This is a genomic window from Vibrio vulnificus NBRC 15645 = ATCC 27562, assembly GCF_002224265.1.
Classification (GTDB): Bacteria; Pseudomonadota; Gammaproteobacteria; order Enterobacterales; family Vibrionaceae; genus Vibrio; species Vibrio vulnificus.
This window is the reverse complement of the sequence record NZ_CP012881.1, coordinates 3,104,951-3,130,684: the sequence shown is the minus strand read 5'-3', so window position 1 is coordinate 3,130,684 and position 25,734 is coordinate 3,104,951. Positions and strand designations below refer to the sequence as shown.

19 protein-coding genes and 1 pseudogene are annotated in these 25,734 nt (G+C 47.2%); 8 read left to right on the top strand and 12 right to left on the bottom strand.

Going from position 1 to position 25,734, the window contains the following annotated elements; translation table 11 throughout:
* The first annotated feature begins 169 nt into the window (after positions 1 to 169).
* From AOT11_RS15305 to AOT11_RS15295, 3 genes are all read left to right on the top strand, one after another.
* Complete coding sequence (locus tag AOT11_RS15305; protein ID WP_017422052.1) at positions 170 to 775, top strand: hypothetical protein; 606 nt, start codon at positions 170 to 172, stop codon at positions 773 to 775.
* Positions 768 to 2,288, top strand: coding sequence for a Clp protease/crotonase-like domain-containing protein (locus AOT11_RS15300; RefSeq protein ID WP_017422051.1), 1,521 nt, complete (start codon positions 768 to 770; stop codon positions 2,286 to 2,288). The genes AOT11_RS15305 and AOT11_RS15300 overlap by 8 nt, the downstream gene beginning before the upstream one ends.
* A 102-nt stretch (positions 2,289 to 2,390) precedes the next feature.
* Positions 2,391 to 3,827, top strand: coding sequence for an IS1182 family transposase (locus tag AOT11_RS15295; protein ID WP_017428762.1), 1,437 nt, complete (start codon positions 2,391 to 2,393; stop codon positions 3,825 to 3,827).
* Positions 3,828 to 3,955: 128 nt separating this feature from the next.
* Here AOT11_RS15295 and AOT11_RS15290 read toward each other — a convergent pair whose 3' ends face one another.
* The 9 genes from AOT11_RS15290 to AOT11_RS15250 form a co-directional block, all read right to left on the bottom strand.
* Positions 3,956 to 4,384, bottom strand: a complete 429-nt coding sequence (locus AOT11_RS15290; RefSeq protein WP_017420117.1) for a membrane protein — start codon at positions 4,382 to 4,384, stop codon at positions 3,956 to 3,958.
* Entirely contained in the window at positions 4,368 to 5,426 is a 1,059-nt protein-coding gene (locus tag AOT11_RS15285; RefSeq protein ID WP_011080441.1) for a formate dehydrogenase subunit gamma, read from the bottom strand. The genes AOT11_RS15290 and AOT11_RS15285 overlap by 17 nt, the downstream gene beginning before the upstream one ends.
* A gap of 14 nt (positions 5,427 to 5,440) precedes the next feature.
* A complete protein-coding gene (gene fdh3B / locus AOT11_RS15280; protein WP_011150292.1) occupies positions 5,441 to 6,049 on the bottom strand; it encodes a formate dehydrogenase FDH3 subunit beta in 609 nt (202 codons plus the stop codon).
* A gap of 11 nt (positions 6,050 to 6,060) precedes the next feature.
* On the bottom strand, positions 6,061 to 8,916 hold the full coding sequence (locus tag AOT11_RS15275; RefSeq protein WP_017420118.1) for a formate dehydrogenase subunit alpha: 2,856 nt from the start codon (positions 8,914 to 8,916) through the stop codon (positions 6,061 to 6,063).
* Between the two features lie 12 nt (positions 8,917 to 8,928).
* On the bottom strand, positions 8,929 to 9,129 hold the full coding sequence (locus AOT11_RS15270; RefSeq protein ID WP_011080438.1) for a twin-arginine translocation signal domain-containing protein: 201 nt from the start codon (positions 9,127 to 9,129) through the stop codon (positions 8,929 to 8,931).
* A gap of 62 nt (positions 9,130 to 9,191) precedes the next feature.
* Entirely contained in the window at positions 9,192 to 9,812 is a 621-nt protein-coding gene (locus tag AOT11_RS15265; RefSeq protein WP_017420119.1) for a TorD/DmsD family molecular chaperone, read from the bottom strand.
* Between the two features lie 9 nt (positions 9,813 to 9,821).
* Positions 9,822 to 11,480: a 4Fe-4S dicluster domain-containing protein gene (locus tag AOT11_RS15260; RefSeq protein ID WP_026050257.1), complete on the bottom strand. Its 1,659-nt coding sequence runs from the start codon at positions 11,478 to 11,480 to the stop codon at positions 9,822 to 9,824.
* Between the two features lie 229 nt (positions 11,481 to 11,709).
* Entirely contained in the window at positions 11,710 to 12,333 is a 624-nt protein-coding gene (locus tag AOT11_RS15255; protein WP_017420121.1) for a DUF3306 domain-containing protein, read from the bottom strand.
* A complete protein-coding gene (locus tag AOT11_RS15250; RefSeq protein WP_017420122.1) occupies positions 12,323 to 12,787 on the bottom strand; it encodes a DUF3305 domain-containing protein in 465 nt (154 codons plus the stop codon). Before AOT11_RS15250 ends, AOT11_RS15255 begins: the two co-directional genes overlap by 11 nt.
* A 282-nt stretch (positions 12,788 to 13,069) precedes the next feature.
* On the opposite strand from AOT11_RS15250, the gene AOT11_RS15245 reads away from it, so the two are divergent.
* Together AOT11_RS15245 and AOT11_RS15240 are read left to right on the top strand one after the other, a co-directional pair.
* The gene (locus AOT11_RS15245) at positions 13,070 to 13,897 is read left to right on the top strand and encodes a formate dehydrogenase accessory sulfurtransferase FdhD (protein WP_017420123.1); all 828 of its coding nucleotides are present in this window, start codon (positions 13,070 to 13,072) and stop codon (positions 13,895 to 13,897) included.
* Positions 13,898 to 14,023: 126 nt separating this feature from the next.
* Positions 14,024 to 15,886, top strand: a pseudogene (locus tag AOT11_RS15240) (methyl-accepting chemotaxis protein).
* 112 nt (positions 15,887 to 15,998) lie between these two features.
* Here AOT11_RS15240 and AOT11_RS15235 read toward each other — a convergent pair.
* A complete protein-coding gene (locus AOT11_RS15235; protein WP_017420124.1) occupies positions 15,999 to 17,591 on the bottom strand; it encodes an ABC-F family ATPase in 1,593 nt (530 codons plus the stop codon).
* Positions 17,592 to 17,814: 223 nt separating this feature from the next.
* Between AOT11_RS15235 and AOT11_RS15230 the strand changes: the two genes are divergently transcribed.
* Positions 17,815 to 20,160 (top strand): ATP-binding protein, encoded by a 2,346-nt coding sequence (locus AOT11_RS15230; RefSeq protein ID WP_017420125.1) that lies wholly within the window; start codon positions 17,815 to 17,817, stop codon positions 20,158 to 20,160.
* 1 nt (position 20,161) lies between these two features.
* Positions 20,162 to 21,043, top strand: a complete 882-nt coding sequence (locus AOT11_RS15225) for a mechanosensitive ion channel family protein (RefSeq protein ID WP_017420126.1) — start codon at positions 20,162 to 20,164, stop codon at positions 21,041 to 21,043.
* A 76-nt stretch (positions 21,044 to 21,119) separates the two neighbouring features.
* Here the strand turns inward: AOT11_RS15225 and AOT11_RS15220 are convergent, their stop codons facing one another.
* Positions 21,120 to 23,153, bottom strand: coding sequence for a sensor histidine kinase (locus tag AOT11_RS15220; protein WP_026050258.1), 2,034 nt, complete (start codon positions 23,151 to 23,153; stop codon positions 21,120 to 21,122).
* Positions 23,143 to 24,597, bottom strand: a complete 1,455-nt coding sequence (locus tag AOT11_RS15215; RefSeq protein WP_017420127.1) for a sigma-54-dependent transcriptional regulator — start codon at positions 24,595 to 24,597, stop codon at positions 23,143 to 23,145. The genes AOT11_RS15220 and AOT11_RS15215 overlap by 11 nt, the downstream gene beginning before the upstream one ends.
* A 314-nt stretch (positions 24,598 to 24,911) precedes the next feature.
* Here AOT11_RS15215 and AOT11_RS15210 point away from each other — a divergent pair, with 314 nt between their 5' ends.
* A complete protein-coding gene (locus tag AOT11_RS15210) occupies positions 24,912 to 25,730 on the top strand; it encodes an ABC transporter substrate-binding protein (RefSeq protein ID WP_017420128.1) in 819 nt (272 codons plus the stop codon).
* The last annotated feature ends 4 nt before the right edge of the window (positions 25,731 to 25,734 follow it).

The window sequence follows — 25,734 nt, the reverse complement described above, 5'->3', positions numbered from 1 at the left end:
GAAAGCGCACCTTGCGCGTGCAACAACAATCGGTTCACGTTAAATGCCATCATTTGGCTTTGATACAAACACGATAACACCTACTAATAACGGTATAGAAAATCATAATTATCATTATTAAAATCATCCACTTACACTGCATGCTTCTTAGTTTACTTAAGGCATAACAATGACACGCACTCTAATGACAATGCTAGTTGTAGCCAGCATTGCTGGTTGCAACTCATCCGGCGATAGCCGTTCTACATACCCTTCCCCAGCTTCGGCAACGCCATCCATTCAAATTGAAAAAACAGATGAGCTGATTGCAACACTAAAGAGCCAGAAAACCATTAACGACCAGCTAATGGTGATTTATGAGCGCTATGAGCCTTTGTTAGATCGCTCTGATTCGTTGACAGGACCAGATACTAACCAAGATGGCATTCGAGATGACATCGAAGCGTTTATTGATGTGTTAGAAGTAACAGAGCCTGTTCGTAATGTACTTAAGCAAAAAGCTCGGTATAGCCAAGAAGCTATCAGCCACGACTTTGAAAGTGCCACTGATGAAAATGAAAGGCTTTCTTATAAGATATCCGAGAAGTATAACAAGGTTCTTGCTTGCTATGACTATTTAAAAGTTTCCGTTGAGGACAGCACGCAAATTTCTCGAACAGTTAGAGCGTTAACTTATAACACAAAGGCAAGAACTTTAGCTTACTTAGCATATAACAGATTGTTGAACGGCACTGGCTCTACGTTGCTTTCTCCAGAGGAAAAATATTGTGAGTAAGTCCACCTTAGCTTTCGTATTACTAATGACGATGACTTCAGTCAACGCTAGTGCAAATAACTGTGAAATTAATGGTTACACTATCGGCTTTTTTAATGGCGTTGCCACTTCTAACGATGATGCAAAAGATGCATTGAGAAGAGTTCGTTCGACCATAGCCACCCAACAATATCGAGGTCAAACGGTTGAGTACGCTCTGTTCTACAACGACTCCAATTACAAAGAAAGGGGGATTGATGTACTAGCCGACTTTGCTGAGACCTTCGATCAACGAACTAACGAGCTGGAGCAAAAGCAGTTTGAGCGATGGGAAGCTTTTTGGGATGTCGTAAGCGGTAGAAATAACAGCCCAATCATTAAAAAAATTGACTCACTAGTAAAAGGTTTCCTTGCCTTCGTGAATGATACCTTAAGCCGAGGTATCAACGAGATTATTCATGAGTTTTTGGAAGGTTTGGCGTCTTTGGCGGGGAGTGATATCAACACTGACGAGGTTCGAATGAAACATCGTCTTCGTAATGATTCACAGACTTGGCAAGGTAAAAAACTGATTTATTTGGCCCATTCACAGGGCAACCTTTGGGTAAATGAGTCATTCCATTATGTCAATCAGCGTTTGGGCTATGATGAAACGAATATTAAAGTTATCCATATTGCCCCCGCTTCTCCGACGCTTAACGGCGACTACATTCTATCGGACAAAGATCATGTCATAAACGGATTGAACTTTACTGGAATTGGTTCAGTACCGTTTCCAAACATAAGTATCCCGACAAGTGATAAAGATAGTTTGGGACATGGATTGGTGGAAATATATCTTACCAATCAACAAACCAAACAGATGATCAAAGCCGCGGTAGACAAAGCGCTGGATAGCGTCAAATCTCCAGCAATGGAAGATTACTTATTTGATATTCGCTTCGAATACTCAGAAAACTACTTGAAAGCGCATCGTCCACCGAAAATTGCCTTTGTCGACAGTTTAGAAAGCAGGGACTATTGTGGCTTATCGAACGTAGATTATTTTTTCGATTTCTATGGTGCATGTGGTAACTACTATCGAGCGGTTGAAGATGCTGGTAGTCCTTATATCACTAGTGAGAGAGAACTTGTTGTCTCCAAGAAGAATCCTGTACTTATTCCGCTCACCATACCTGATGGCCAACAGCCGTATCACCTTCAAGTGCAAGAATGCCTTGCTATTCCGCCAGCGGGATCTTTTCTGTTGGGTGAAATTGCAGGCATTTACGATCTTGAAGCGCCCTTCGATCTTACCGCTAAACTCGTGGTTACCGATCGATTTGGACGAGAGTATGATATTGATGACAGAGATGTCAGCCCGTACAGAGAAGGTGGGTACCTTAAGTGTGCTGGTACCGGGTCTTTCAGTGAACTGGTAGCGATACAATCTGGGTATAGCGATGATGAAAAACGGTACCTTAAGACCGAGCAGCTTACTGGTACGTATGAGTTGAGTGCACAAAAAATCTGGCATCATTGCGGAGGACATTGAAAAAATCCCCTCAGTTGAGGGGATTTCAGACTGCTGACAAAGGTCTAGCTTTCGAGCTAGACCTTTGATCTAATAGGGGTATCGAAATATGGATACTCCGATATGCTTCAAGAACCGACTCCGCAACAATACGAACTGGAAATGGTGACGATGGAACAGTTAGTTCCTAAAAACCATTTAGTGCGCAAAATCGATAATGCTATCGACTTTGAATTCATTCGTGATGAAGTCGCTCATCTTTATTGTAAAGATAATGGGCGTCCACCTGTTGACCCTGTTCGTCTCTTCAAAATCATCTTGCTTGGTTATATCTTTGGTATAAAAAGTGAGCGTCAGCTCGTTAAAGAAATTGAAGTGAATGTCGCTTACCGTTGGTTCTTACGGATGTCATTAACAGAGAAAGTCATCCACGCTTCGACTCTAAGCCAAAACCGCATTCGTCGCTTTAATGGCACGGATGTATTCGAACGTATTTTTATCAATATCGTAGAGCAAGCCATGACGAAAGGCTTGGTCGCGGGTCAAGAGCTCTTTACGGACAGTACTCATCTCAAAGCGAACGCCAACAAGAATAAACACACCAATAAAGTCACGGCGGTTCGCGCGAGTGCCTATCTTGATATGCTGGATGACGACGTCGCGTTAGACCGAGAAAAAGCGGGTAAGAAGCCTCTTAAGGCTCGTGAATCAGAGTCAAAAACAAAGAATACCAAAACCAGCACCACTGACCCAGAGAGTGGCTTCATGACTCGTGATAATAAGCCACAAGGCTTCTTCTACCTCGACCATCGAACCGTTGATGGTCAACATGGAATTATCCTCGATACCTATACCACCGCGGGCAACATCAATGACTCACAGCCTTACGTTCAACGCTTAGATTACACGCTTGCTACATTCCAATTGAACCCGATAGCCGTTGGACTGGATGCGGGCTACTTTACCGCTCCAGTGGCGGAGTCACTTGAACGTCGAGGTATTCTTGGCGTGTTCGGTTATCGACGTCCATCGAGAACGAAAAATGCGTTCAAAAAGAAACACTTTACTTACGATGCGCAAAGAGACTGCTACCAGTGTCCGAATGGTCAGGCGTTGCTTTATAAAACCACGTCACGCGATGCCTACCGAGAATACCACTCAGACCCGAAAGAGTGTGCGTTCTGTCCAATGAGGGATGACTGTACTCAAAGCAAAAACATGAAGAAAGTGATTACTCGGCATATCTATAGCGATGCCGTAGAGAGAGCAAATCAAATGCGGCTTTCTTCCTATGGTAAGAAGACCTATCGACGTCGAAGTGAAACAGTAGAACGGAGCTTTGCAGATGCCAAGCAACATCATGGTCATCGTTATGCTCGCTTCCGAGGTCTAGCCAACGTGCAAATGCAATGTTGGTTGGCAGCGGCAGCCCAAAACATCAAGAAGATAGCGTTGGTGGTGAACTATCTACGAAAAATGGGCTTAAATATGGCAGAAATAAGGCAGATACTTGCTTCTGTATACCCATGTAATGAATGGGAACTTCTGCGCACGATATAACAAAAAAAAATCACGATCGCGACCTACGGTCGCTTCCAAAAAAGAACCCCACTTAAAAAGCGGGGTTCGTCATCAATCTGAAATCCCCTCAGTTGAGGGGATTTTGCTATTTCTCGGTTTGCTCTTTTCTATAAGTTTGGGCCCGTCGATGGTCTATGTGGTTGATTGTTACTTAGCTGAACCATGCCTTGGTACATGCGCAAGAACCAAACCAATATCGCGAGTGCCGCAAACAGCATACCCACGTAGGGAATCGCGTAGGCAACGCTGTTGAGTACGTTGTCCAAAACCGTACTGCTGACCCAGTATTCACTGACGCCGACCAGTACACCGTTCGAGGTTGCTACGGTGACGATCAAGACAACGAAAAACGTGAGATAAAGGAAGAAGGTTCGAATTAATCCATAGTAGTGTGAATTAACAACGTCACCATCTTGGTTTTTATCCAACCGATACCCTGCATAAACAATCGCGATAACGCCAGAGAGTAAGAAAGTAAATGGTGTTAAACAGCTGAGGATGTAAGCAATCCAAATACCCTTATGAGGTTTGTTCACGATGACCTCCTACCTTCGCTTGCTCGTTGGTGCTAGAGGGTTGAGAGCCGCTCTGCTGCTCTTTCTCCATCATTTCTGCATACCACAAATCATGATGTTCTTTAGCCCATGTTTCATCCACTTCACCAGTCACCATGCCTTCGAGTGCCCCTTCCATGCCAAACAAGCCAATGTAGATATGGAAGATAAATCCGCAGATAAGGATCAACGCCGAAATCATGTGCACAAGGTTAGAAAGCTCCATATCACGGCGTGTTTGACCAAAGATGGGGAAATCTAGGATCAGGCCACTGGCCGCGACAAACACACCAAAGAAAATCAATAACCAGTAGATCGCTTTCTCACCACCGTTAGAAAAGCCTGCCGATGGATGGGTGCCTTTGTGTTTGCCTACCATGCCACCGAGCTTCATAAACCAACGTACATCCGTCATTGTTGGAATGGATTTACGCCACCATTTCAGCAAGATAAAGGTCAGCAAAATGAAGAACAATGGCCCCATGTAGTTGTGATATTGCTTGGCAAGCAGAATAACAAAACCCCAAATTTCAGAAGGAACGTAAGGTTTTAAGAAGTGCTTGCCATACACCAACATCAAGCCACTAAACGCAAGGGTGAGAAAGGTAAACGCCATGCTCCAGTGAAGCGCGCGATCCCATCGTGACCAGCGTTTGATCTTTTTCCCAGTGCGAGGTTTGCTGAGCATCAAAGGGCCAACAAACACATACGCCATGATCACCATCGCAATGCTGCCAAAAATGGCGATTGCCCCAGCAGGCGACATCCATTTTTCTTTTAACAGATACCAAGTTTGACCTGGAGTACTGATAAGCACGCCATGCTCAGGAAAGGTCGACGTGGTGTAACCCGCCTCACCTGCCCTGACTTGACGCCAAAAATCGGCCCCGGCTAATTGCGTCATTTCCGTTTGATCGACAGAGTTCTCTTTTTCTTGTGCTACCGTGGTAAAGCTTAAGGTCAACAGCAGTACTGTCCAAAAAGACAGTACTGCAAGAGAACCACGTTTAAGCGCTTGTAACATGACTCTCTCCACACTTAGCTGCGAGTTGCATCGTAGGATAGATCTTCACCGTTGGTCCAACCGGCCTCTTTTGCACCACGTTCTACGACACGTTGACGGAAGATGTCGGAGATTTTCTCAGCATCACCCGCCAAGAGGGCTTTGGTTGAACAAAGCGAAGCGCACATCGGCAGTTTGCCTTCAGCAATACGGTTGGCACCATACTTCTGACGCTCTTCTTCTGAGCCCGGTTCAGTGTTTGGACCACCGGCGCAGAAGGTGCATTTGTCCATTTTGCCACGCTCGCCAAATGAGGCTTGTTTCGGGAACTGAGGCGCGCCAAATGGGCAAGCAAACAGGCAGTAACCACAACCGATACACAGATCTTTGTTGTGGAGCACAATGCCATCTTCGGTGTGTTCAAAGCAGTCTGCAGGACAAACCGCCATACAAGGGGCATCGGTACAGTGCATACAGGCCACTGAGATGGAGTTTTCGCCCGGTTCACCGTCGTTTAAGGTGACAACACGGCGGCGCTGAATGCCCCACTCTAATGCGTCGTCATTTTCATTTTTACAAGCGGTCACACAGCCGTTGCATTCAATGCAGCGTTTGGTGTCGCAGAGGAATTTCATTCTAGCCATTTCAAGACTCCTTACGCTTTACGAATGTTACAGAGGGTGACTTTGGTTTCCTGCATCTGAGTGACAGGATCGTAACCGTAGGTGGTGGCGATGTTTGCTGATTCGCCAATCACGTACGGATCAGTACCTTCTGGGTACTTATTGCGTAAGTCTTCACCTTGGAACTTGCCGCCAAAGTGGAATGGAATGAATGCCATTCCTGGTCTTACACGGCGTGTCACCATGGCTTTAACATGAATACGGCCTTTCTCTGCCCCTTCAACCCAAACCATGTCGCCATCTTTAAAGCCCAAATCGTTGGCGTCTTTCGGGTTTACTTCCACAAACATCTCTTGCTGCAATTCTGCCAACCAAGGGTTCGAACGGGTTTCTTCACCGCCGCCTTCGTATTCCACCAAACGGCCAGAAGTGAGGATGATCGGATACTCTTGCGACTTATCTTGGTCTTGAATCGACTTATACAGCGTTGGCAAACGATAGATTGAAGCGGCGTCATCCCATGTTGGGTAATCGGCAATCAAATCACGACGTGGCGTGTAAAGCGGCTCGCGATGCAGTGGCACACGATCTGGGAACTCCCACACGATAGTACGTGCTTTGCCGTTACCAAAAGGTATACAACCATGCTTGATGGCAACACGCTGGATACCCCCCGAAAGGTCGGTTTTCCAGTTTTTGCCTTCCGCGAGCGCTTTCTCTTCTGCAGTCAGATCGTCCCACCAACCCAGTTGTTTTAGCAGTTTGTCACTGAACTCTGGGTAGCCATCTTGGATTTCACTGTCTTTCGAGTAGCTGCCATCGGCCAGCAGGCTCTTACCTTCAAACTCAACGCCGAAACGTGTACGGAAGGTGCCTCCACCCAGTGCAACAGGTTTCGATGTATCGTAAAGAATGTGGGTTCCCGGGTGCTTCATTTCTGGAGTGCCCCAGCATGGCCAAGGTAAACCGTAGGTTTCACCATTCGCCGGTCCGCCTTCTGCTTCCAACGTGGTTTTGTGGAAGGTGTGCCAGTTTTGTTGGTGTGCTTTTAAGCGCTCAGGGCTTTGGCCAGTGTAACCAATGGTCCACATCCCTTTGTTGAACTCACGAGTGATGTCTTCAATCACTGGTTGATTATTGACAACGCGAACGTTTTTAAACAGTTGATCGGCAAAACCCAGCTTTTTGGTCAACAGATACATGATTTCATGATCAGGTTTGGACTCAAACAACGGTTCGATCACTTGATCGCGCCATTGAATGGAACGGTTTGACGCCGTCACACTGCCATGGGTTTCAAACTGAGTTGTGGCAGGAAGCAAATAGACACCATCGGTGCGATCGTTCATGACGGCAGCGACGGTTGGATATGGGTCGACAATTACCATCATGTCGAGTTTTTCCATCGCCTTTTTCATTTCTACGCCGCGGGTTTGCGAGTTAACCGCGTGGCCCCAATAGAACATGGCGCGAATGTTATCGTTTTGCTCGATACTGTCTTTGTTTTCCAGTACACCATCGATCCAACGAGACACAGGAATGCCCATGTTGAACATTGGTTGTTTGCCGTTGTATTTGCTCTGGTCAAAGCGGTTTTTCAACCATTCGAAATCGATGCCCCACACGTTCGCCCAATGTTTCCATGAGCCTTCTGCCAAGCCGTAGTAACCCGGAAGTGTGTGCGATAAAACGCCAAGGTCTGTTGCGCCTTGCACGTTGTCGTGACCACGGAAAATATTCGCACCACCACCAGATTTACCTAAGTTGCCGAGCGCCAGTTCAAGCACGCAATAAGCACGCGTGTTGTTGTTGCCTGTGGTGTGCTGAGTGCCGCCCATACACCAAACGATACAGCCTGGACGATGATCAGAAAGCAGTTTCGCTGTTTGGTAAACGTCTTCTTCACTTACGCCGGTAACACGCTCAACTTCTTTCGGGTTCCACTTCGCCACTTCAGTGCGAATCTCGTCCATGCCAAATACACGTTGGCGAATGAACTCTTTGTCTTCCCATTTGTTGTTGAATACGTGCCACAGCACACCCCAAATAAACGCGACATCGGTACCTGGGCGCAGAGAAACGTAGTGATCCGCTTTAGCTGCTGTGCGCGTGCGGCGAGGATCCGCGACGACGATCTTACAGCTGTTTTTCTCTTTGGCGATGAGGATGTGCTGCATGGCAACTGGGTGGGCTTCGGCAGGGTTTGAACCAATGAACAACATCGACTTACAATTGTGCATGTCGTTGAACGAGTTGGTCATAGCGCCATATCCCCAAGTGTTTGCAACCCCTGCAACAGTGGTGGAGTGACAGATACGCGCTTGGTGATCGACGTTGTTGGTGCCCCACATCGATGCCATTTTACGGAAGGTGTACGCTTGCTCGTTGTTGTGCTTAGCACTGCCAAGCCAGTAGACAGAATCCGGGCCAGATTGCTCACGAATTTCCAACACTTTGTTGCCGATCTCTTCGATCGCTTGATCCCACGAAAGTTTTTTCCACTTACCGTTTTCCAACTTCATTGGGTATTTTAAGCGACGCTCACCATGGCCGTGCTCGCGTAATGCCGCGCCTTTGGCACAGTGACCACCAGCGTTAAATGGGTGATCAAACGCGGGCTCTTGACCCGTCCAAACACCGTTTTGCACTTCTGCGTAAATACCACAGCCTACAGAGCAGTGAGAACAGATGGTGCGTTTCACTTCGATAGGTGCGCTTGCATCGACACTTTTCGCTTCCGCTTTACGGATCATTCCTGGCGCAAACAAGCTTGCGCCGGCAATTGCGCCACCAGCAGCAAGTGAACTATTGCGCATAAATACACGACGGCTAATACCGAGCTGTTTTTGCTCTTTCGTGACGCTGTCTGAGCGTTTAATTAGTTTCATTGACGATGGCTCCTACAGAGTTTCGTAATAGTCGCGGATATGCTGAGTTTCGTGATATCCCTTTTTCTTCGCCTGTTTTTCTACAGGAGTAACTTCTGAGGCTGAGGCCACTTGTGTGGTGCCAGCAACGACGGCGCCTGCTACTGCTGCCGTGGCGATACCTTTTAAAAGGTCACGACGGCTTTCGTTAATTTCATTTTTTTCTTTCATCATTGCTTCCTTACCTGTCAGGTAGTTTTTTGGAGGCTTAAGCCTCTCTAAAAGAGATCGCTTGGCTAATCCGCCAAGTTTTTAATCTCAATTTTTAATTTGGTTTTGTTGTCCGGCGTGATTTGCGCCAAACGTACTTTTTCCAGATTGAAAAACGCGCCGAGCAATTGGCTAACCGCCAAGTAAAATCCGGCGTGTTCGGCTTGATCGATTTGTTTGGTGAGGGAAACATACCAAGTTGCAAGGTGGCGGTTGAAAAACGCCTGTTGCAGCGCGTCGGTTTTTTCCATCAGCGCCGCCATCACCTCGCATAAGGCTGAAATATGATCTTCCGGCTCTTTGACATGCTCTTGGCGTTCAAAACCAAGGCGAGCAAGATCTGTACGGATCTCTGCCAGTGGTTTTTCCATCAAAGAACCCGTGAGGTGCCATGAGGCAAATGGCACCACTTCCCCACGGCCAATCCCAATGAAAAGGTGTTGGTACTCTTCTTCAAGCTCTGTGTCGGAGTAACGGCCTGCGGCCGCTTTCAATTGCAACCACGCATTTTGCATTTCACTGTCATCCGCTACGGTGTCTAACAATGTCAATAACTCAAGCAATGCTGGAGAGGGAGCTTGGCGAAATAGAGTCGATAGCAGCAAATAAATATCGGCTCTTAATGACGATTCTGGTTGGATATCCATTCGTTTGCCCTAGTAATTCAGTTGGTTTTCTGGGTTTACCGCCATCGATTCAAAAACGTCGATGACACGGCAGTCTTCACACATTGCAATGCGATTAAGCGCTGCATCATTTGCAAAGTGAGAGTGACCACGTAACTTGTCTTGTAACATAGTGATCATGGACTGAGGTGCGAAAGGCTTATGGCAACGCAAACATTCCGCCGCTTTTTCTTGATGGATGACCACCGCTGCTTGACGGCTCTCTTTATCCCAGTTCATACGAGGAGTTAGTGTCAGCACTTGCTCAGGACACGCTTTGGTACACAACCCGCATTGCACGCAGTCTTGCTCGACAAATTGGAGCGATGGGCTTTCTCCATCGGTGTGCAAAGCGCGAGTTGGACAAACCGCCACACAACTCATGCACAAGGTACAGCCCGTTGTTGAACACGACACGGCGCCATAGGGAGCATGACTGGACAGTGCGACCGTGTTTTCTACTGGAACACGCGAGGTTGCAAGCGCATCGAGTGCAGTAAATAAGCGTTGACGTTTGTTACCTTGCAAATCGCCAAGAGCAAGATCGAAATGTTCAGTACAGAGGACTGGTGCGCCTTCCATTAATGATTCGAGATAGAGAATATCGATACACTCTTTGGCAATGCCTAATTGACCAAGCAGCTCTTGCGCGATGGCCACTTCGCTGTTCAATACGCGCTGAATCGTTGCGGGCATGCGGCGACTTGCAGCAAACAAGACTTGCGTTGCACCATTAACGAGTGCAGCAAACCAACTATCGATGCCGACAGAGGGCAGATCTTCCACCACAATCGGAATCACATTGTCGGGTAGCGCCTTGAGTGCCATGACGTTGTACATTTCATGACGCTCGCTGCAAATCAGGATAATGGGGTTCACACCCCCAACGCTTTCATAGTTTGCCAGCGTTCTTTCAATGAACTTTTGTGTCTCTTGTGGTTTAGGTAATGCGTAATGAATCGCTTCTGTCGGACAACTGGTGGCACACGTCCCCACCCCTTGGCAGAGATACGGATTGATCTCAATTCGATGCCCTGTTTTTTCGGAGCCTTGGCTGCTTAACGCGCCAGCCGGACAAGCATCAACACAACGCTCACAACCTTTAACGCCACGGGAACTGTGCGCACACAGATCGGTATCTAAGCGGAAATATTTGGGCTTATCGAACGTGCCCATTAAGGTTGGAATTTCTTGCAGTGCATCCGTTAGCTTCGGATAGCCACGCCCAACAGGATAATAGCCAGGGACGGGCACCTCCTCCGACATGAGGCCGTTAAGTGACAAATCCAGTACGACATCAAAAACATCGTGATTGATGGCCACCTTCGCCAGATTCAAACGTTGGCCTTGGTTTTCAACCAGCACCGTAAAGGTGCCCAAAAAGCCACTCAACTGAACGGAATCAGCGTAATAGATTTGTGCATCGCCTTTCTCGCCATCGGTTGAAAGCAAAGTTAGCGAAGTCATTTGGCTCAATTGTGCGGCTGCACTTTGAATAATGGCACTAGGGCCGACGATGAGTGTATTACCACCGCTTTCATAGCTCACGGTAGGCGGTATCAGATTCCCCAATTCAACGGTGTTTTCAAACGCATAGAGTCGCGCTTTGCCATTGGTTGAAGTCGATTGCTGTAATAGTTGTTTTATCATTGCTCTGTTCCACACTGGCCAACACTGCGAAGGATTGGCAGGTCATACTGATAATTCAGTTATTGTTGTGGAGCATTAGCAAGTGCTATACCAACTTTTATACGCTTATTATTCAGTCGGTTAGCGTGGGTTTTGTTGAGTATTACGACACTATTGATGACAAGAAATTCAATTGGGACATTTTGTCCCAATGTCATTTTCCCTGCACGCGTCAAAATGTACCTATTTTTTATGTGGGATCTTTTGTCTCATCTCGTGTTTCATTTGGAGGAAGATCGGATGGAGATGAAGTCAGGGCTTGAGTCTCAGATTGCGTTAGAGTGTCACTGTTCGCCTCAATACTTTCATTGTTATCAACGGCTACTGAACCATCCGATGTGCAAGTTGCACTACCAGGCTCTACCTCAGTCAATGCTTCCTCTACTGGCTTCATCCATTCTCTTAACGTCTGCGCCACATTGGGCGCGAGAGCACCAATAGAAGACTTGTAGTCGTGATCGTAATCATTGAGCCTATCAACCACGTTAAACTCTTCACTGTGGAAAAGCTTACGTAGAGCGGCCTTCTTGACTGCTTCGTCAGCATTGCTTGCGAGTAAGGCTGAAATGGGTGTGTTTTCGCTTTTGTTCTCTAGCTCTTTCTCGCCATCTGCTGCAGTTGAGCTTGATTCTAGCCGCGTTGATTCTGCGTGCTTTGGCTCTATTCGTTCTGATTCTGCGTTCATCGCATCGGGGGCGATGCAGTGAGCCCCCCTAGAGCACTGCTCTGGCGTCTCTTGAGTGGGTAACGACTCTTGCTCTTCTATTGCAGCGCGCTTTCGCTCTGACCAACGCGAAAAAAAATTAGTTGCCACTGGCTCTTCCCGCTCCTTTGCGCTTCTTACGACGCTCTTCTAACAACTCTCCGTGGCGTCCAATAAACGCTTCCATCCATGCCTGAATTGGCAATGGCATTTCGCAAGAAAGCACTAAGTAGTCGCCATCCATATACTGGCCAGCCACTGATTGTGATGCCGTGACGGTTGTTATCTTTGGTGTGCCCGTTTCATCAATGTTCTCAAGCACAACGAAGAGTTTCGGATTTTGCGAGCTGAGGTTAAAACGGTAATCGGTTCGCTCGTCACGGAACAGCTGAAGCGTGACGACATGGCGATGTTGGTTTTCTGGCTTTAACTCAAAACCCGTTAACTGCCACTGTGTGGTCACCCAAATACCAGTGGCAATTTCATGGGCAACGAGGTTGCAGCCTATAGGCCAAAGGTATTCATTTTTTTCGATATTACTTTGTGCGTCTATTGAATTTGACATGGTCCACCCATCATGTTGCTATGCGATTGTCTTTTAAACATACATTAGTCCTATTCGAGGCTTTGGTGCATACTTGTTTCGTCGCTTTGTGCCGTTTAATAGCAAATTCTAAGCCAAGGTTATAAAGCGAATGTTTCCATGTGTAACATGTGTTAGATGTGAGACGCCGTACGGTCGATGACTTTGGAACGGTAATTGCTTTTGAATTGTTTTCGTTCCCCGCCTTTGGCAAACGTGTGTCTTCGGTGATTTTGCTATCACCTATTCAAGCAGGAAAAAGAAGTGGTCAAACCCAACATTATTAAAACCAGTGAAAACCCTTTGCAAACCATTGAAGTGGAAGTATTCGATGAATATGGAGAGAAGTTAATTAAGCAAATTGCTTGTGAGCGCCCTTTAACCGTTCTTCTGAACTGGAAAGAAGTGGTAACGCTAATGACACTGGGATCGAGACCCGAAGCACTTGTTTTGGGCTACCTCAAGAACCAAAGCTTCTTGTCGGAAGTTGATTCTCTTGAATCGGTGATCATCGATTGGGAAACCAACAGCGCAGCGGTAGTGACAAAAGAGAATGTAGAACACATTGAACTGGCTTTGAAAAAGAAAACCGTTACCTCAGGGTGTGGCCAAGGCACCATGTACGGCAACGTGATGAAACAACTAGAGCACTATCAAGTGCCCCAAGTGACACTTAAACAGTCGGATATATACAAAACCTTAGAAGCGCTCACCCACTACAACGATACCTACAAAAAAGCAGGCGCAGTACACGGATGTGCGGTGTGCAAAGGCGATGAAGTGCGTTCATTTGTCGAAGATGTTGGCCGTCACAACGCAGTGGATACGCTTGCCGGTGAAATGTGGCTAAACCAAGAATCGGGCGCGGATAAGATTTTCTACACCACAGGCCGTCTCACTTCAGAAATGGTGATCAAAGTGGCTCAAATGGGTATCCCCGTTTTGCTCTCTCGCTCTGGTGTCACGCAGATGGGTTTAGATTTAGCACGTCAATTTGGTATTACCACCATCGCTCGAACAAAAGGCTTACGCTTTCAAGTCTTTACCGGCGGTGAAAACATCATTTTTGATGTCAAAGGCCAAGAGAGTTAAATCGCCTTACTTGCAAAACGCCTCCCATGCGCTAATAGTTGAATATTCCCTGCAATAAATTTGAAACATAAATGAAACAAAAGCAGAGATAGGTTAACTACGTCACTGGCTAAATGGGAGGTATCCATGTCCGGATCACCTGTTCAAAAACGTTTTTTCTTTTCATTCTCTATTCGAGCCAAGCTTTTACTCATCAACCTGACATTGCTTTTAGGCGTTGCTGCCTACGCGATTTATGAGAACAACAGCGCAAAGCATTTATCCTCTTTGGAGCACGCCTCAACAGAAAACTTAAGCAGTTCCCTTGATTTGTTGATGCTTCGCCGACACGAAAAAGACTATTTGGCACGTCGCAACGAAAAATACCTGACGAGTTTCGACAATACCTATTCTCAACTGCAACAGCGCATTGAGCACTTATCAGACGTTCTTGCCAGTGAGTCGATTGCCATTGATAGCCAACGTCAGCAAATTGTCTCCACCCTATCTCAGTATCAAACTCAGTTTCATCAATTGGCGAATCATTTAGCAAGTATTGACGCGCTGCAAAGTGAGCTATTTGCAGCCCGCAGCGTGCTCAAAACCAATGTACTTAGCGCCAATGATGGAGAGCTTACCGCGCAGTTCTTGCGGTTGCTTGACCATGACTTCACTTTTGTCACCGAACCGACACAAGAATACAGATCAGCACTTCTCGAAGAGCTTAGCCAGTTTTCCAAGTTTGATACGCGCCTGTCTCCCGCTTTTACTCATTATTCTGACACCTTATCTCGATACGTTAGCGCGATAGAAACGCTTGGTTTAACCGCAAATGAGGGCCTAAGAGGTGTGCTCCGTAGCAATGTGCACAAAACCGAACAGGCGATTGCCGATCTACAAACCACCATCAAACAGAGTGTTGAGCAAAGTGCAACCGAGATTCGCCGTCGCTTACAGTGGATGGGCGTGGCGATCGTCGTGCTGTTGTCGTCCCTGCTCTATGTCATTGGCCGTAGCATTCTGTCGAGAATCAAAGCCATTAACCTCTTGATGGACGACATCGCAAATGGTAGCGGAGATTTGACGGTACGAATGAATGCCAAAGGCAGTGATGAGCTTGCGCAGTTATCCCGTTCATTCGACCTCTTTATCTGCCACCTACATGACAACATCAAAGAACTGGCCTCCGTGATGAGCGTTCTCGGTGAGAGCTCCTGCAGCTCAGAGCAAGCAGCGCAAAAGAGCATGGCGAACGCGCAACAACAAAAATTGGAATCCGAATCGGTTGCGACCGCTGTGAATGAACTGATGATGACCACTAATGAGATTACAGCCAATATTGAATCGGCTGCGCAAAATGCACAACGCGTGAATACCGAAGCCGATAAGGCACTGCAACTCACTCATGCGACAGGTAAGCGAATCGATACGTTGGCGATCAGTATCGAAGAATCACAGGCACAGATCCAAGCACTTGAATCACAAAGCCGCGAAATCAATGCCGTTGTCTCTGCCATTCAAAGTATTGCTGAGCAAACCAACCTATTGGCATTAAATGCCGCCATCGAAGCGGCGCGCGCCGGAGAAAGTGGCCGAGGGTTTGCTGTGGTCGCTGATGAAGTTCGTCAGCTCTCTCGCCTAACCAATGATTCCACCTTGCAAATTGAATCCACCGTATAAGCCCTGACGAAAGGCATCACTCAAACGGTCAACAAAATGGCAGAGAGTGTCGATCAAGCTCGGACGACGAATGTGGATACGCGCCACGTGGTCGAAGCAATTGAAGGTATCAGCACACAAATCACCGAGATGTTTGATATGAACACGCAGATTGCGACGGCGTCAGAAGAGCAATCAATGGTATCAGCAGAAATTGACCGTAATATTACCCAAATTGCACAGCTTGCGGGGGATACCTACGAGATTGTCTCTGGCTCTGTACGATGCAGCGAACAAGTGTCCGATGTTAGCCACAAGCTGGAAAACATCGTTGCCCAATTTAAGTATTGAACGCCCTAACCTACTTGCCCTCATCGACTGAGTGACGATAAGTAGCGGCAAAAGCAAAAGAGCCTCACTGAGGCTCTTTGTTGATCTTTTTAGGCATACAGCGCGAAAGAGATTAGCTTTCTACACCGCGTGATTTTAGGTACTCAGAGTAAGTGCCTTTGAAGTCGTTGATTTTGCCATCACGGATTTCAATGATGCGAGTTGCCAGTGAGTCTACAAACACACGATCGTGCGAGACGAAGAACAATGTGCCTTTGTATTGCTCAAGCGCGTTGTTTAACGATTCGATCGATTCCATGTCCATGTGGTTGGTTGGTTCATCCATAAGCAGCATGTTTGGTTTGTGCATCATAAGCTTACCAAGCAGCATACGACCTTGCTCACCACCCGATAGCACTTTCACCGACTTCTTGATGTCGTCTTGACCAAACAGCATACGCCCTAGGAAACCACGAACCACTTGCTCGTCGTCGCCCTCTTGACGCCATTGGCCCATCCACTCCATTAGGTTTAGGTCTTCTGCAAACTCGTGTGCATGATCTTGCGCGTAGTAGCCGATGTTGGCGTTTTCAGACCATTTGAATTCACCAGTGCGTGGTTCTAGTACACCAGCCAGTGTGTTTAGTAGGGTTGTTTTACCCACACCGTTCTCACCGATGATCGCAACACGCTCACCCACTTCAAAAATGGCGTTGAAGTCTGAGAATAGGTCATCTTCAAAACCTTGGCTTAAGTTTTCAACAATCAAAGCGTTACGGAACAGCTCTTTTGACTGTTCGAAACGAATGAATGGGTTTTGACGGCTAGAGGCTTTTACTTCATCCAGTTTGATCTTGTCGATTTGCTTCGCACGCGATGTGGCTTGTTTTGCTTTCGATGCGTTTGCAGAGAAACGCGCTACGAAGGTTTGTAGCTCAGCAATCTGCGCTTTCTTCTTCGCGTTATCGCTTAGTAGACGTTCACGTGCTTGTGACGCCGCTGTCATGTATTCATCGTAGTTGCCAGGGTACACACGCAACTCACCGTAATCTAAATCCGCCATGTGAGTACACACAGAATTTAGGAAGTGACGGTCGTGCGAGATGATGATCATGGTGCAGTTACGCGCGTTTAGCGTCTCTTCCAACCAACGGATTGTATCCATATCCAAGTTGTTGGTTGGTTCGTCAAGCAGCATGATGTCTGGGTCGGCGAATAGAATCTGTGCTAGAAGCACACGCAGTTTCCAACCTGGTGCTACGCTGCTCATTAGGCCGTAATGTTGTTCCATTGGAATACCCACAGCAAGAAGAAGCTCACCCGCTTTCGCTTCTGCCATGTAGCCATCCATTTCCGCAAACTCGACTTCAAGATCCGCTACACGCATGCCATCTTCTTCGCTCATTTCTGGCAGCGAGTAAATGCGATCACGCTCTTGCTTTACTTTCCACAGTTCTTTGTGACCCATGATAACGGTGTCGATAACCGTGAACTCTTCGTAAGCAAACTGATCCTGGTTCAGTTTTGCAACGCGTTCATTTGGGTCGTAGCTGACGTTACCACTCGTCGGTTCAAGTTCACCACTGAGGATTTTCATAAAGGTTGATTTACCACAACCATTTGCCCCAATTAGACCATAGCGATTGCCTTCGCCAAATTTAACTGAGATGTTTTCAAACAGTGGCTTAGCGCCAAATTGTTGAGTGATATTCGCTGTAGAAATCAAAGCTTTTACCTTAGTGAGTCAGTAACAAATAGAAAAAACTGCGCAACGTTACTTGTTCACGCCCCAGAGTGCAAGCTTTGATTTTTATGACTGAAATCACAAAACATTGACATTTGAAACGTGAATATGGATAAAGTTTCACAGCAAATTTCTATTTGTCTGAATTATGAACAGTTTTTGAGACTACAATCTCTTTGTTACGTCTAAATAATACGACCCACTTATGCAAAAATTATTACGTCTATTCGTTTGTTTTACTCTGGTGTTTGCGCCAGCAACGTTTGCCCAATGGCAGTATGCAGCACAGACGCCAGCTCAGGTTAGTGCGCAGGCATTGAGTATCGAAAGTGACTTAAGTGCTCTGCCCGATCCTCTCTTTATGGGTCCCAAGGAACACATCAAGGTAAATCAGTTGCTCTCCGCCGTGCTCGAATTACAAAAAATGGAGGGCGATGCTTTTAAAGCGGCGTTAGCCCAGTATCGTAAAGCCCCCACTGCGCCACAATGGTTGTTGGTCGAGAATCAATATCTCACGCTAAACAGCCTTGGCAGTAGTAAAGCGCGCTTACTCCAGCTTACGGACACGGCTAGTAGAGAGCAGCTTACCGGCTTTGGCCCTTATGGCGTGACGCAGTTTCGCCAAGAGCTGACACTGACAAAGTTGAATCTCGAGTATTTGGTCCATTTTCAGATAAGAAGCTTTCGCGCTCTGATTAAAAATACCTTTATTTCCCCAGTGCCTGTTATTTGGACCGGGTTGAAAGTGTTTGCCGTGTACTTGCTGTTGGTGTGGTGGATGGCGAACAGCAAACGCATCATCACGTTGTTTCGTGAAAGCCAGCTTGATAACAACAACGCGCCGACTCTTTGGGTGCGTTTGATTTGGTACTTCAGTCGTGCAAACCGCGCTATTGCTTGGTTAGTGGCGATTACGCTTTCTTTGCGTATTTTGGTCGAGTTGCCGAGTTTGCAACATCTGGTGTATCTAGAGATCTTCACCTGGTGGATCTTGGGCGGTTCCATCGCCATTAGCTTTATTCTTGAATTTGCTTATCGCAATAGCCGAAGTTCCAGTAAAGACGTGGTGGCGCTTCGCCTTGCCACGATTCGACGTTATGTGTGGAGTGCGATTGTTGCTGGCGTGATTTTACAGATCTCCGTTCGTACTCTTGGTAAAGGGACCATTTACTATTGGATCTACAGCGCACTGTACTTCTGGTTCGTGCTGGTCACTGTATCCGTTTTGCGTCTGTGGCGTAAAAAAGTGTTTGAAGTGGTTGATCGCATCACGGAGCGTCCGGTCTGGGTACAGTGGGCAATCAAACGCCAAGATAGCTTTATTCTCAATATTCCAGCAACCGCAATCTCGGCGGTATGGCTGATTAGCCATCACTTTAAACATCGCATTATTGCGACTCTCTCAAACTACACCATGTTCAGTCAGGCACTGGCTTACCTCTTCCGTATCGAAGTGGCTAAGCAAACCAGCAACCGAGACGGCAACGACTCACTGGTGCGCATTCGTGGTGATGCGGCATTTCAATATGTGTTGCCTCCGCAGCAAGACAGCGAGTGGATTGACTACGCCAGTGACGAAATTCAAAACCTCTCTCGCTATTTGTTGACCGATAGCCCCGCGATTTGTGTGTTGTCAGGTGAGCGTGGTGTGGGTACCACATCGGTATTGAAGAAAATACTTGGCAAAGTGAAAAACGCCACGCCGCTTTACCTTAACTGCCCTTACGATGGTTACCCAGAGCTGTTGAAACAGTTGGCGACAGGATTAGGCTTGTCAGAAGAGTCGACAGAAGTGCAAATTTTAGCGCTCTTGCGTAAAAGTGAAACGCCGTATCTCATCGCAGTTGATAACGCACAGCGCTTGGTGAAGCCCATGGTTGGTGGTTTAGCTGGATTAATGAAACTGACGAACCTGCTACGCCGCTCTAAACAAAATCACCGTGTGGTGATGGCGATTGAAAAAGCAAGCTGGCGTTTTGTCGATCGCGCTCGTGGCGAGCGACTGCTGTTTGACTGGGTCTCCTTTTTGCCTCGTTGGAATGAAAAGCAGATCTCTGCCTTACTCGATAGCCGCGTGAATCAGGATATTGAAAATCCGCTGAGCTTTGATGGCCTTGTGGTGCCTAAGCAGTGGGATCAAGAAGAGACTTCAGAGGAAGAAAGAGCCAAGCAAGGCTTCTACCGAATTTTATGGCATTACTCCGATGGTAACCCAACCGTTGCGCTGCGATTCTTCCGTTTGTCGTTAAGACGCAATAAAGAGTCTGAAAGCGTCGTGGTACGCTTGTTCCATGCACCGGAATCCAAGGAGCTGGAGCAGATGCCGAAACCGATGCTGGCGGTGTTACGTTCGATTGTACAACTTGAAGTGGCCTCTCCCGAAGAGCTCTCTGAGTGTACTCAGCTCAGCATTGCTGAAGTGATTGGCACACTGCGTTTCTTCGAAAGCCGCGGTTTTATTGCTTGGAATGAGGATAAAGCTCGCGTCTCGGACCATTGGTTCCGCTACATTACCAACGTTCTTGATCGTCAACATTTGCTGGTGAAGTAATATGAATAAGAAACTCTACGCGCTATTCGCCGCGGCATTAATCTCGGCACCGGCTTTCGCGACGGAAGAAATTGCCAATATGGAAAACATCCAGCAGTTTGCCAGCTTGATCCGCTGGAGCGGTGTGTTCTTCTCTGTGATTATCATCGCCGTTACATGGTTGCTGTTGAAGTTCATGAGCTCGATGGTAGAGAGCATTGGCGGCCAGTTTGCGCAGTATCGAATGCTGTTGCAGAAAACCCAATCGTTCCTGCAGTTCTTCATCTACTTAACCGCTGGCCTAGTGGTGTTTATGATGAGCTTTCGCATCAATGACCACATATTGGCATTGATTGGTGGTACGTTGGCGGTGTCGGTTGGTTTCGCGTTAAAAGACTTAGCCGCGTCTTTTATTGCCGGATTGACAGTGATGATTGATCGCCCATTTCAAGTGGGTGACCGTGTCACGTTCGAAGGTAATTATGGTGACATCATCGCGATTGGCCTTCGTTCTGTGCGCATGAGAACACTCACCGATGACATCATCACCATTCCAAACAACAAATTTCTCAATGAAGTGACGGTCAGCGGAAACTATGGCGCACTCGACATGCAGGTGGTGATCCCCTTCTATGTCGGTATGGATGAAGATATTGTGCTTGCACGTGAGTTAATTCAGGAAGCGGCTTCGTCTAGCCGTTACATCCACCTACCGAAACCGGTGGTGGTGCTGGTGAAGCAGACGATCACGGACAACTATTTGGCAATCCAGTTAACCTGCAAAGCCTACGTGGTGGATACTGCGTATGAAAAACTGTTTGAATCCGACGTTACTTTGCGTGTCATGAAAGAGTTTAAGAAACACGGCATCAAACCACCGAGAATTGCATTCAGCGGCCAATAAGCAGTGCATCAATAGACCACTCAAACAAAAAGCTCTGTCGCATCGACAGAGCTTTTCTTTATGCCTATCCATATCGCTACTGAATCAGTAAGGTGTCACGCAGTTTGGCTTCATTTTTTCTCGGGAGGTAAACACTAAACGTGCTGCCAATCCCCAGTTGTGAACGCACTTTGATCTCCCCACCGGATTGGCTAAGCAAACTCTGGCTAACAGAAAGACCAAGGCCAGTTCCATCACGTTTAGTGGTGTAAAACGGGTCAAATATTCGGCTCAGTTTTTCGGGTTTGATGCCGCAACCTTGATCTTCAATGTGGATGACCGCGCCCACGCTTTCCCCATCTTCGAACCAATCTTCACTGGTGATGGTCAATCGGCCCTCGCCGTTCATTGCATGGATGGCATTCATTTGTAAGTTAACCAAAATCTGCAATAGTTGATGGCGATTCACTTCAACCGATGTATGCGCATTGAGCTCAGTGACGAACTCGATGGTGCGTTTTTTAGAGCCGGTTTTGACCAACGTAATGCTCTCTTCGATGATCGGATTGACGTGCTGCCAGATGATTTCATCCTGCACCCCGCCCTGCCGGCTGTATTGCAGCAAACTTCGCGTGATGTTTCGAATACGGTCAATCTGCGCCATCACCGTTTCTATCTCTTCCTCTACGCGTGCGGCATCCTCACCGAGTTCAAAACGAATCAACTCGACGTTGCCCAGTATCACGGCGGTTGGGTTGTTAATCTCATGGGCGATACCGGCGGTTAACTCGCCCAAGGCCGCTAGCTTTTCATTGACGATCAGTTTGTCGCGCGTTTGATTGAGCAATCGAATGTGGTGCTCGAGCTGCTCGGTTTTCTCATTAAGGCTGGCTGTTCGTTCCAACACTTTTTGCTCCAGTTCATTGGCCGCTTGTTTGATCTGCTCTTCACGTGTTTTGAGCAGATCGAGCATGTTGTCGAACTGTTTGGCCAATTGCGCCAGCTCGTGGTTTTCATCTAACCCCAACGCACCAATCCGCTTGTCTTTGCCCAGTTGCACCAATTTTACCACTTTATGAATGCGTTCAATTGGACGGAAAAGATCTCGCGAGCCTCGGTAAACCAAAAGGCCGGAGACCACCAGCAAGGTCAAAGTGATAACGCTGATTTCCACTATGTTGGTGAGGTACGCTTTAACAAATGGCCACATCAGATAGCCGGTATAAAGCATACCGATGGTGTTGTTGTATTGGTCGCGAATGGGTTGATAGGCGGTGATATACCAAGCGTCATACACAAAAGCACGATTCACCCATTGCTTGCCCTCGATGAGAACCGATCTATTTACTTCGCTCGACACTCGAGTACCGATTGCACGGCCAATCTGATCTTCGCTGTCTAGCGGCACATTGGTGCTGACGCGGAGATCTTCCATGAACAGCGTCACGGTGCCGATCGGTCTGAGAGAATCCTCATCTCCGATGTAAATCAAATCGCGGATTTGGTCGACGAGCACGGTGCTGTTGTTAAGCAGTAGCCCACCATCTAGAAAACCAATCAAATCATTACTTTGGTTAAACACTGGAATCACAGTTCGACTGATGAGGCCGCGCGTTTCAATTTTGCCCGTTTTCAAAATCGGCACTTCAGCGCGTTTGGCCAAGTCTGGATCAAGGCGTTGTAACTCCGTTTCGCTCAACACATCAAAAAAGGACTCTCGTTTGGTTAAATCGAGAAAACGAAACTTTTGCTCTATAGTGTCGACACGATGAAAAGCGAGAAAATCGAGCTGATATTGCTTTTTCTGTTTGTGTACCCATTGCTGAAGATCGTCTTGATCCATTGGCTGATTGATACGAGTACGAAACTGATAGCTTTCAGCGAAGGCTTTAACGTAATTAGCCTGCTTCTGTTGCAATAGAGTTATGCTGTTATTCGCAACTCCAAGGCGTTCAGAAACATCAATCAGTGCACTGCTCCAAGTGTAATGAATCGACCAATAGACAGAGATCCCAATCAATGCAATCAAGGTGAGGAAAATCGGCGCAGAGGTTAGAAACAGCAACCGATAGCGCACCATACTTTTAAAGCGATAGCGCCAAGTTGACCAAAGTGTTTGATCACTCTGCATAATCTGTTTCCTCGGTTTCCCACTCTTTGTATTTGCGCTCTAACGTTTTGCGTGCCACTCCAAGATCGCGTGATGCCGCCGATTTATTGCCATCGTAATAATTCACTACTTGTTGGATATGGGCTTTCTCTACATCTCTCAACGTCCAATTATTAGGATAGCCAGCACCCGAGTACTCAGGTTTGCCTTCTTTAAATGTTGGCACTTCAGCGCTGTGAGAAACGGTGATCGAAACGTTTGGCAGGTTCATAGAGCCATTCAGTTCGCGCCAGTAATGCGCTGGTGGTTTGCCAAGGAGAATACAGCGTTCAATCAGATTGCGTAGCTCACGTACGTTACCTGGCCAGGCGTAATCATGCATGGCTTCGATGTCTTCATGCGCCCATTGCGGGGCAGACATTGCAAGCTCACTTGAGAGCTGCTTAGTGAAAAATGGCACCAGCTCTTGCAAATCGGCCTTTCTTTCTCGCAGCGGCGGTACTTCAATTTTCAGTACGTTGAGTCGGTAATAGAGATCTTTACGAAAACGCCCTTTTTCGACTTCTTGCTGTAAATCGCGATTGGTTGCCGCGACCACGCGTACATCGACGGGAATTTCTTTTTCACTGCCAACAGGACGGATACTACGCTGCTCTAACACTCGCAACAAAGACGATTGCATCGCCAGTGGCATCTCACCGATTTCATCGAGAAATAATGTGCCGCCGATGGCCACGCGGAAAAGCCCTTCACGCGCTTTTTTCGCCCCAGTAAACGCCCCAGATGTGTGACCAAACAGTTCACTTTCCAGCAGTTCTGGCGCAATCGCACCACAGTTTAGTGGCACAAAAGGACCGGTTCTGCCGCTGGCCAAGTGAACACCGCGAGCCACCAGTTCTTTACCCGTGCCAGACTCCCCTTCAATCAGCACACACGCTTTTGATGGGGCAAATTGTGTGACCATGTGCTTTAGCTGGCGAGTTTTGTCGGAGTTCCCGACCATTTCAGAGATATGATTGCGTTGATAATCGCGTTTGAGCGCATATTGCATGCGTGCGTTGAGGCGACGATCCATGCAGCGTTTTACCGCTTGCAGCATCTGCTCGAGATTAAACGGCTTAAGAATAAAATCTGTTGCGCCCAGTTTTAGCGCGGTAATGGCGGTTTCGAGATCGGCATAACCGGTCATAAAGATGACATCGGCTTTTCGCTCGGGATCATTAAACGCTTCTTCCCATTCGATCCCTGAACGACCGGGCAAATTGATGTCGAGAACAATCAGGTCGTAATGGTTGGTCACTCTGAGCTTTTCAGCCTGTTCGATACTGCCTGCTGCATCCACTTTTGAAAACCACTTACCCAACGCTTTTTTCAAAATGGCCTGCATGCCGACTTCATCATCGACAACTAACACGGAAAACGCTTGGTATTGGGATACGGAGTTGGGGTCCAATTGAATAGACATACTTTCCTCGAGACAGAATGACGTATAGGACATAGTGTACCAACGAATCATTTAATCTCCTTATAAAATGTGCGACATTTTGTCTCACATCAAACTATTCGATGTTTAACTGCATGATATAAGGCTTATTTTCTCAATTTAGTACTGGTGTTTTGTTGGCATCTTGTTTGCAATAGGACCATATGCAATTGCAAACTGGCATTAAACCACGCTGACCGATGAAGTTTGACCAAGTGGTGAAGCGGTTTGTGTGTCAGTTTGTGTAACTGCAATGGCCTATTTGCCCAAGAATGATTTGAAGGAATTAAAATACAATGAACAAAGTGGCTCTTACTTTGGCGGCAACGTCGATTACGCTGGTGAGTTTCTCCTCTTTCTCTGCCGATGATGTTCACCGTGTGCGTTTGGCAACCACAACCAGTACTTATCACTCTGGCCTGCTTGATTACCTACTGCCTGAATTCGAAAAAGACACCGGTTATAAAGTGGATGTGCTGGCCGCAGGAACGGGTAAGTCACTGAAAATGGGTGAAAATGGCGATGTGGATTTAGTGATGACGCATGCTCCGAAAGCCGAAGCGACCTTTGTCGAAAAAGGCTACGGCGTGCTACCTCGCAAGCTCATGTACAACGACTTTATCGTCGTGGGACCAAAAGCAGATCCAGCAAAAGTTGCTCAAGACAGCAGCGTGCTTGAGGTGTTTAAAGCCATCGCGGATAACAATGCTACCTTTATCTCACGCGGCGATGATTCGGGGACGCATAAGAAAGAACTGGGCATTTGGGCACAAACCAAGATGGAACCCAACTTCGGCGGTTATCGCTCTGTGGGTCAAGGTATGGGGCCAACGCTGAACATGGCGTCAGAAATGCAAGGTTACACGTTAACAGACCGTGGTACTTGGCTGGCGTACAACAACAAGTTGGATCTTGCCGTACTGTTCGAAGGTGATCAAAAACTCTTCAACCCGTACCAAGTCATTTTGGTCAACCCAGAACGTTACCCGAGCATCAATTATCAGGGCGCCAAAGTATTCAGTGACTGGTTGGTCAATCCTCGTGGTCAAGAGCTGATCAACAGCTTCCGCTTAAATGGCAAGCAACTGTTTGTGGCAAATGCAGATCAGAAGTAGTCAT

What these genes read in the sequence shown, in the direction of transcription:
- AOT11_RS15230 (WP_017420125.1), top strand. Translation starts at nt 17,815, where the DNA reads ATGCAAAAATTATTACGTCTATTCGTTTGTTTTACTCTGGTGTTTGCG.
- AOT11_RS15265 (WP_017420119.1), bottom strand. Translation starts at nt 9,812, where the DNA reads ATGGATATCCAACCAGAATCGTCATTAAGAGCCGATATTTATTTGCTG.
- AOT11_RS15260 (WP_026050257.1), bottom strand. Translation starts at nt 11,480, where the DNA reads ATGATAAAACAACTATTACAGCAATCGACTTCAACCAATGGCAAAGCG.
- fdh3B (WP_011150292.1), bottom strand. Translation starts at nt 6,049, where the DNA reads ATGGCTAGAATGAAATTCCTCTGCGACACCAAACGCTGCATTGAATGC.
- AOT11_RS15270 (WP_011080438.1), bottom strand. Translation starts at nt 9,129, where the DNA reads ATGATGAAAGAAAAAAATGAAATTAACGAAAGCCGTCGTGACCTTTTA.
- AOT11_RS15275 (WP_017420118.1), bottom strand. Translation starts at nt 8,916, where the DNA reads ATGAAACTAATTAAACGCTCAGACAGCGTCACGAAAGAGCAAAAACAG.
- AOT11_RS15295 (WP_017428762.1), top strand. Translation starts at nt 2,391, where the DNA reads ATGCTTCAAGAACCGACTCCGCAACAATACGAACTGGAAATGGTGACG.
- AOT11_RS15225 (WP_017420126.1), top strand. Translation starts at nt 20,162, where the DNA reads ATGAATAAGAAACTCTACGCGCTATTCGCCGCGGCATTAATCTCGGCA.
- AOT11_RS15285 (WP_011080441.1), bottom strand. Translation starts at nt 5,426, where the DNA reads ATGTTACAAGCGCTTAAACGTGGTTCTCTTGCAGTACTGTCTTTTTGG.
- AOT11_RS15215 (WP_017420127.1), bottom strand. Translation starts at nt 24,597, where the DNA reads ATGTCTATTCAATTGGACCCCAACTCCGTATCCCAATACCAAGCGTTT.
- AOT11_RS15250 (WP_017420122.1), bottom strand. Translation starts at nt 12,787, where the DNA reads ATGTCAAATTCAATAGACGCACAAAGTAATATCGAAAAAAATGAATAC.
- AOT11_RS15220 (WP_026050258.1), bottom strand. Translation starts at nt 23,153, where the DNA reads ATGCAGAGTGATCAAACACTTTGGTCAACTTGGCGCTATCGCTTTAAA.
- AOT11_RS15305 (WP_017422052.1), top strand. Translation starts at nt 170, where the DNA reads ATGACACGCACTCTAATGACAATGCTAGTTGTAGCCAGCATTGCTGGT.
- AOT11_RS15210 (WP_017420128.1), top strand. Translation starts at nt 24,912, where the DNA reads ATGAACAAAGTGGCTCTTACTTTGGCGGCAACGTCGATTACGCTGGTG.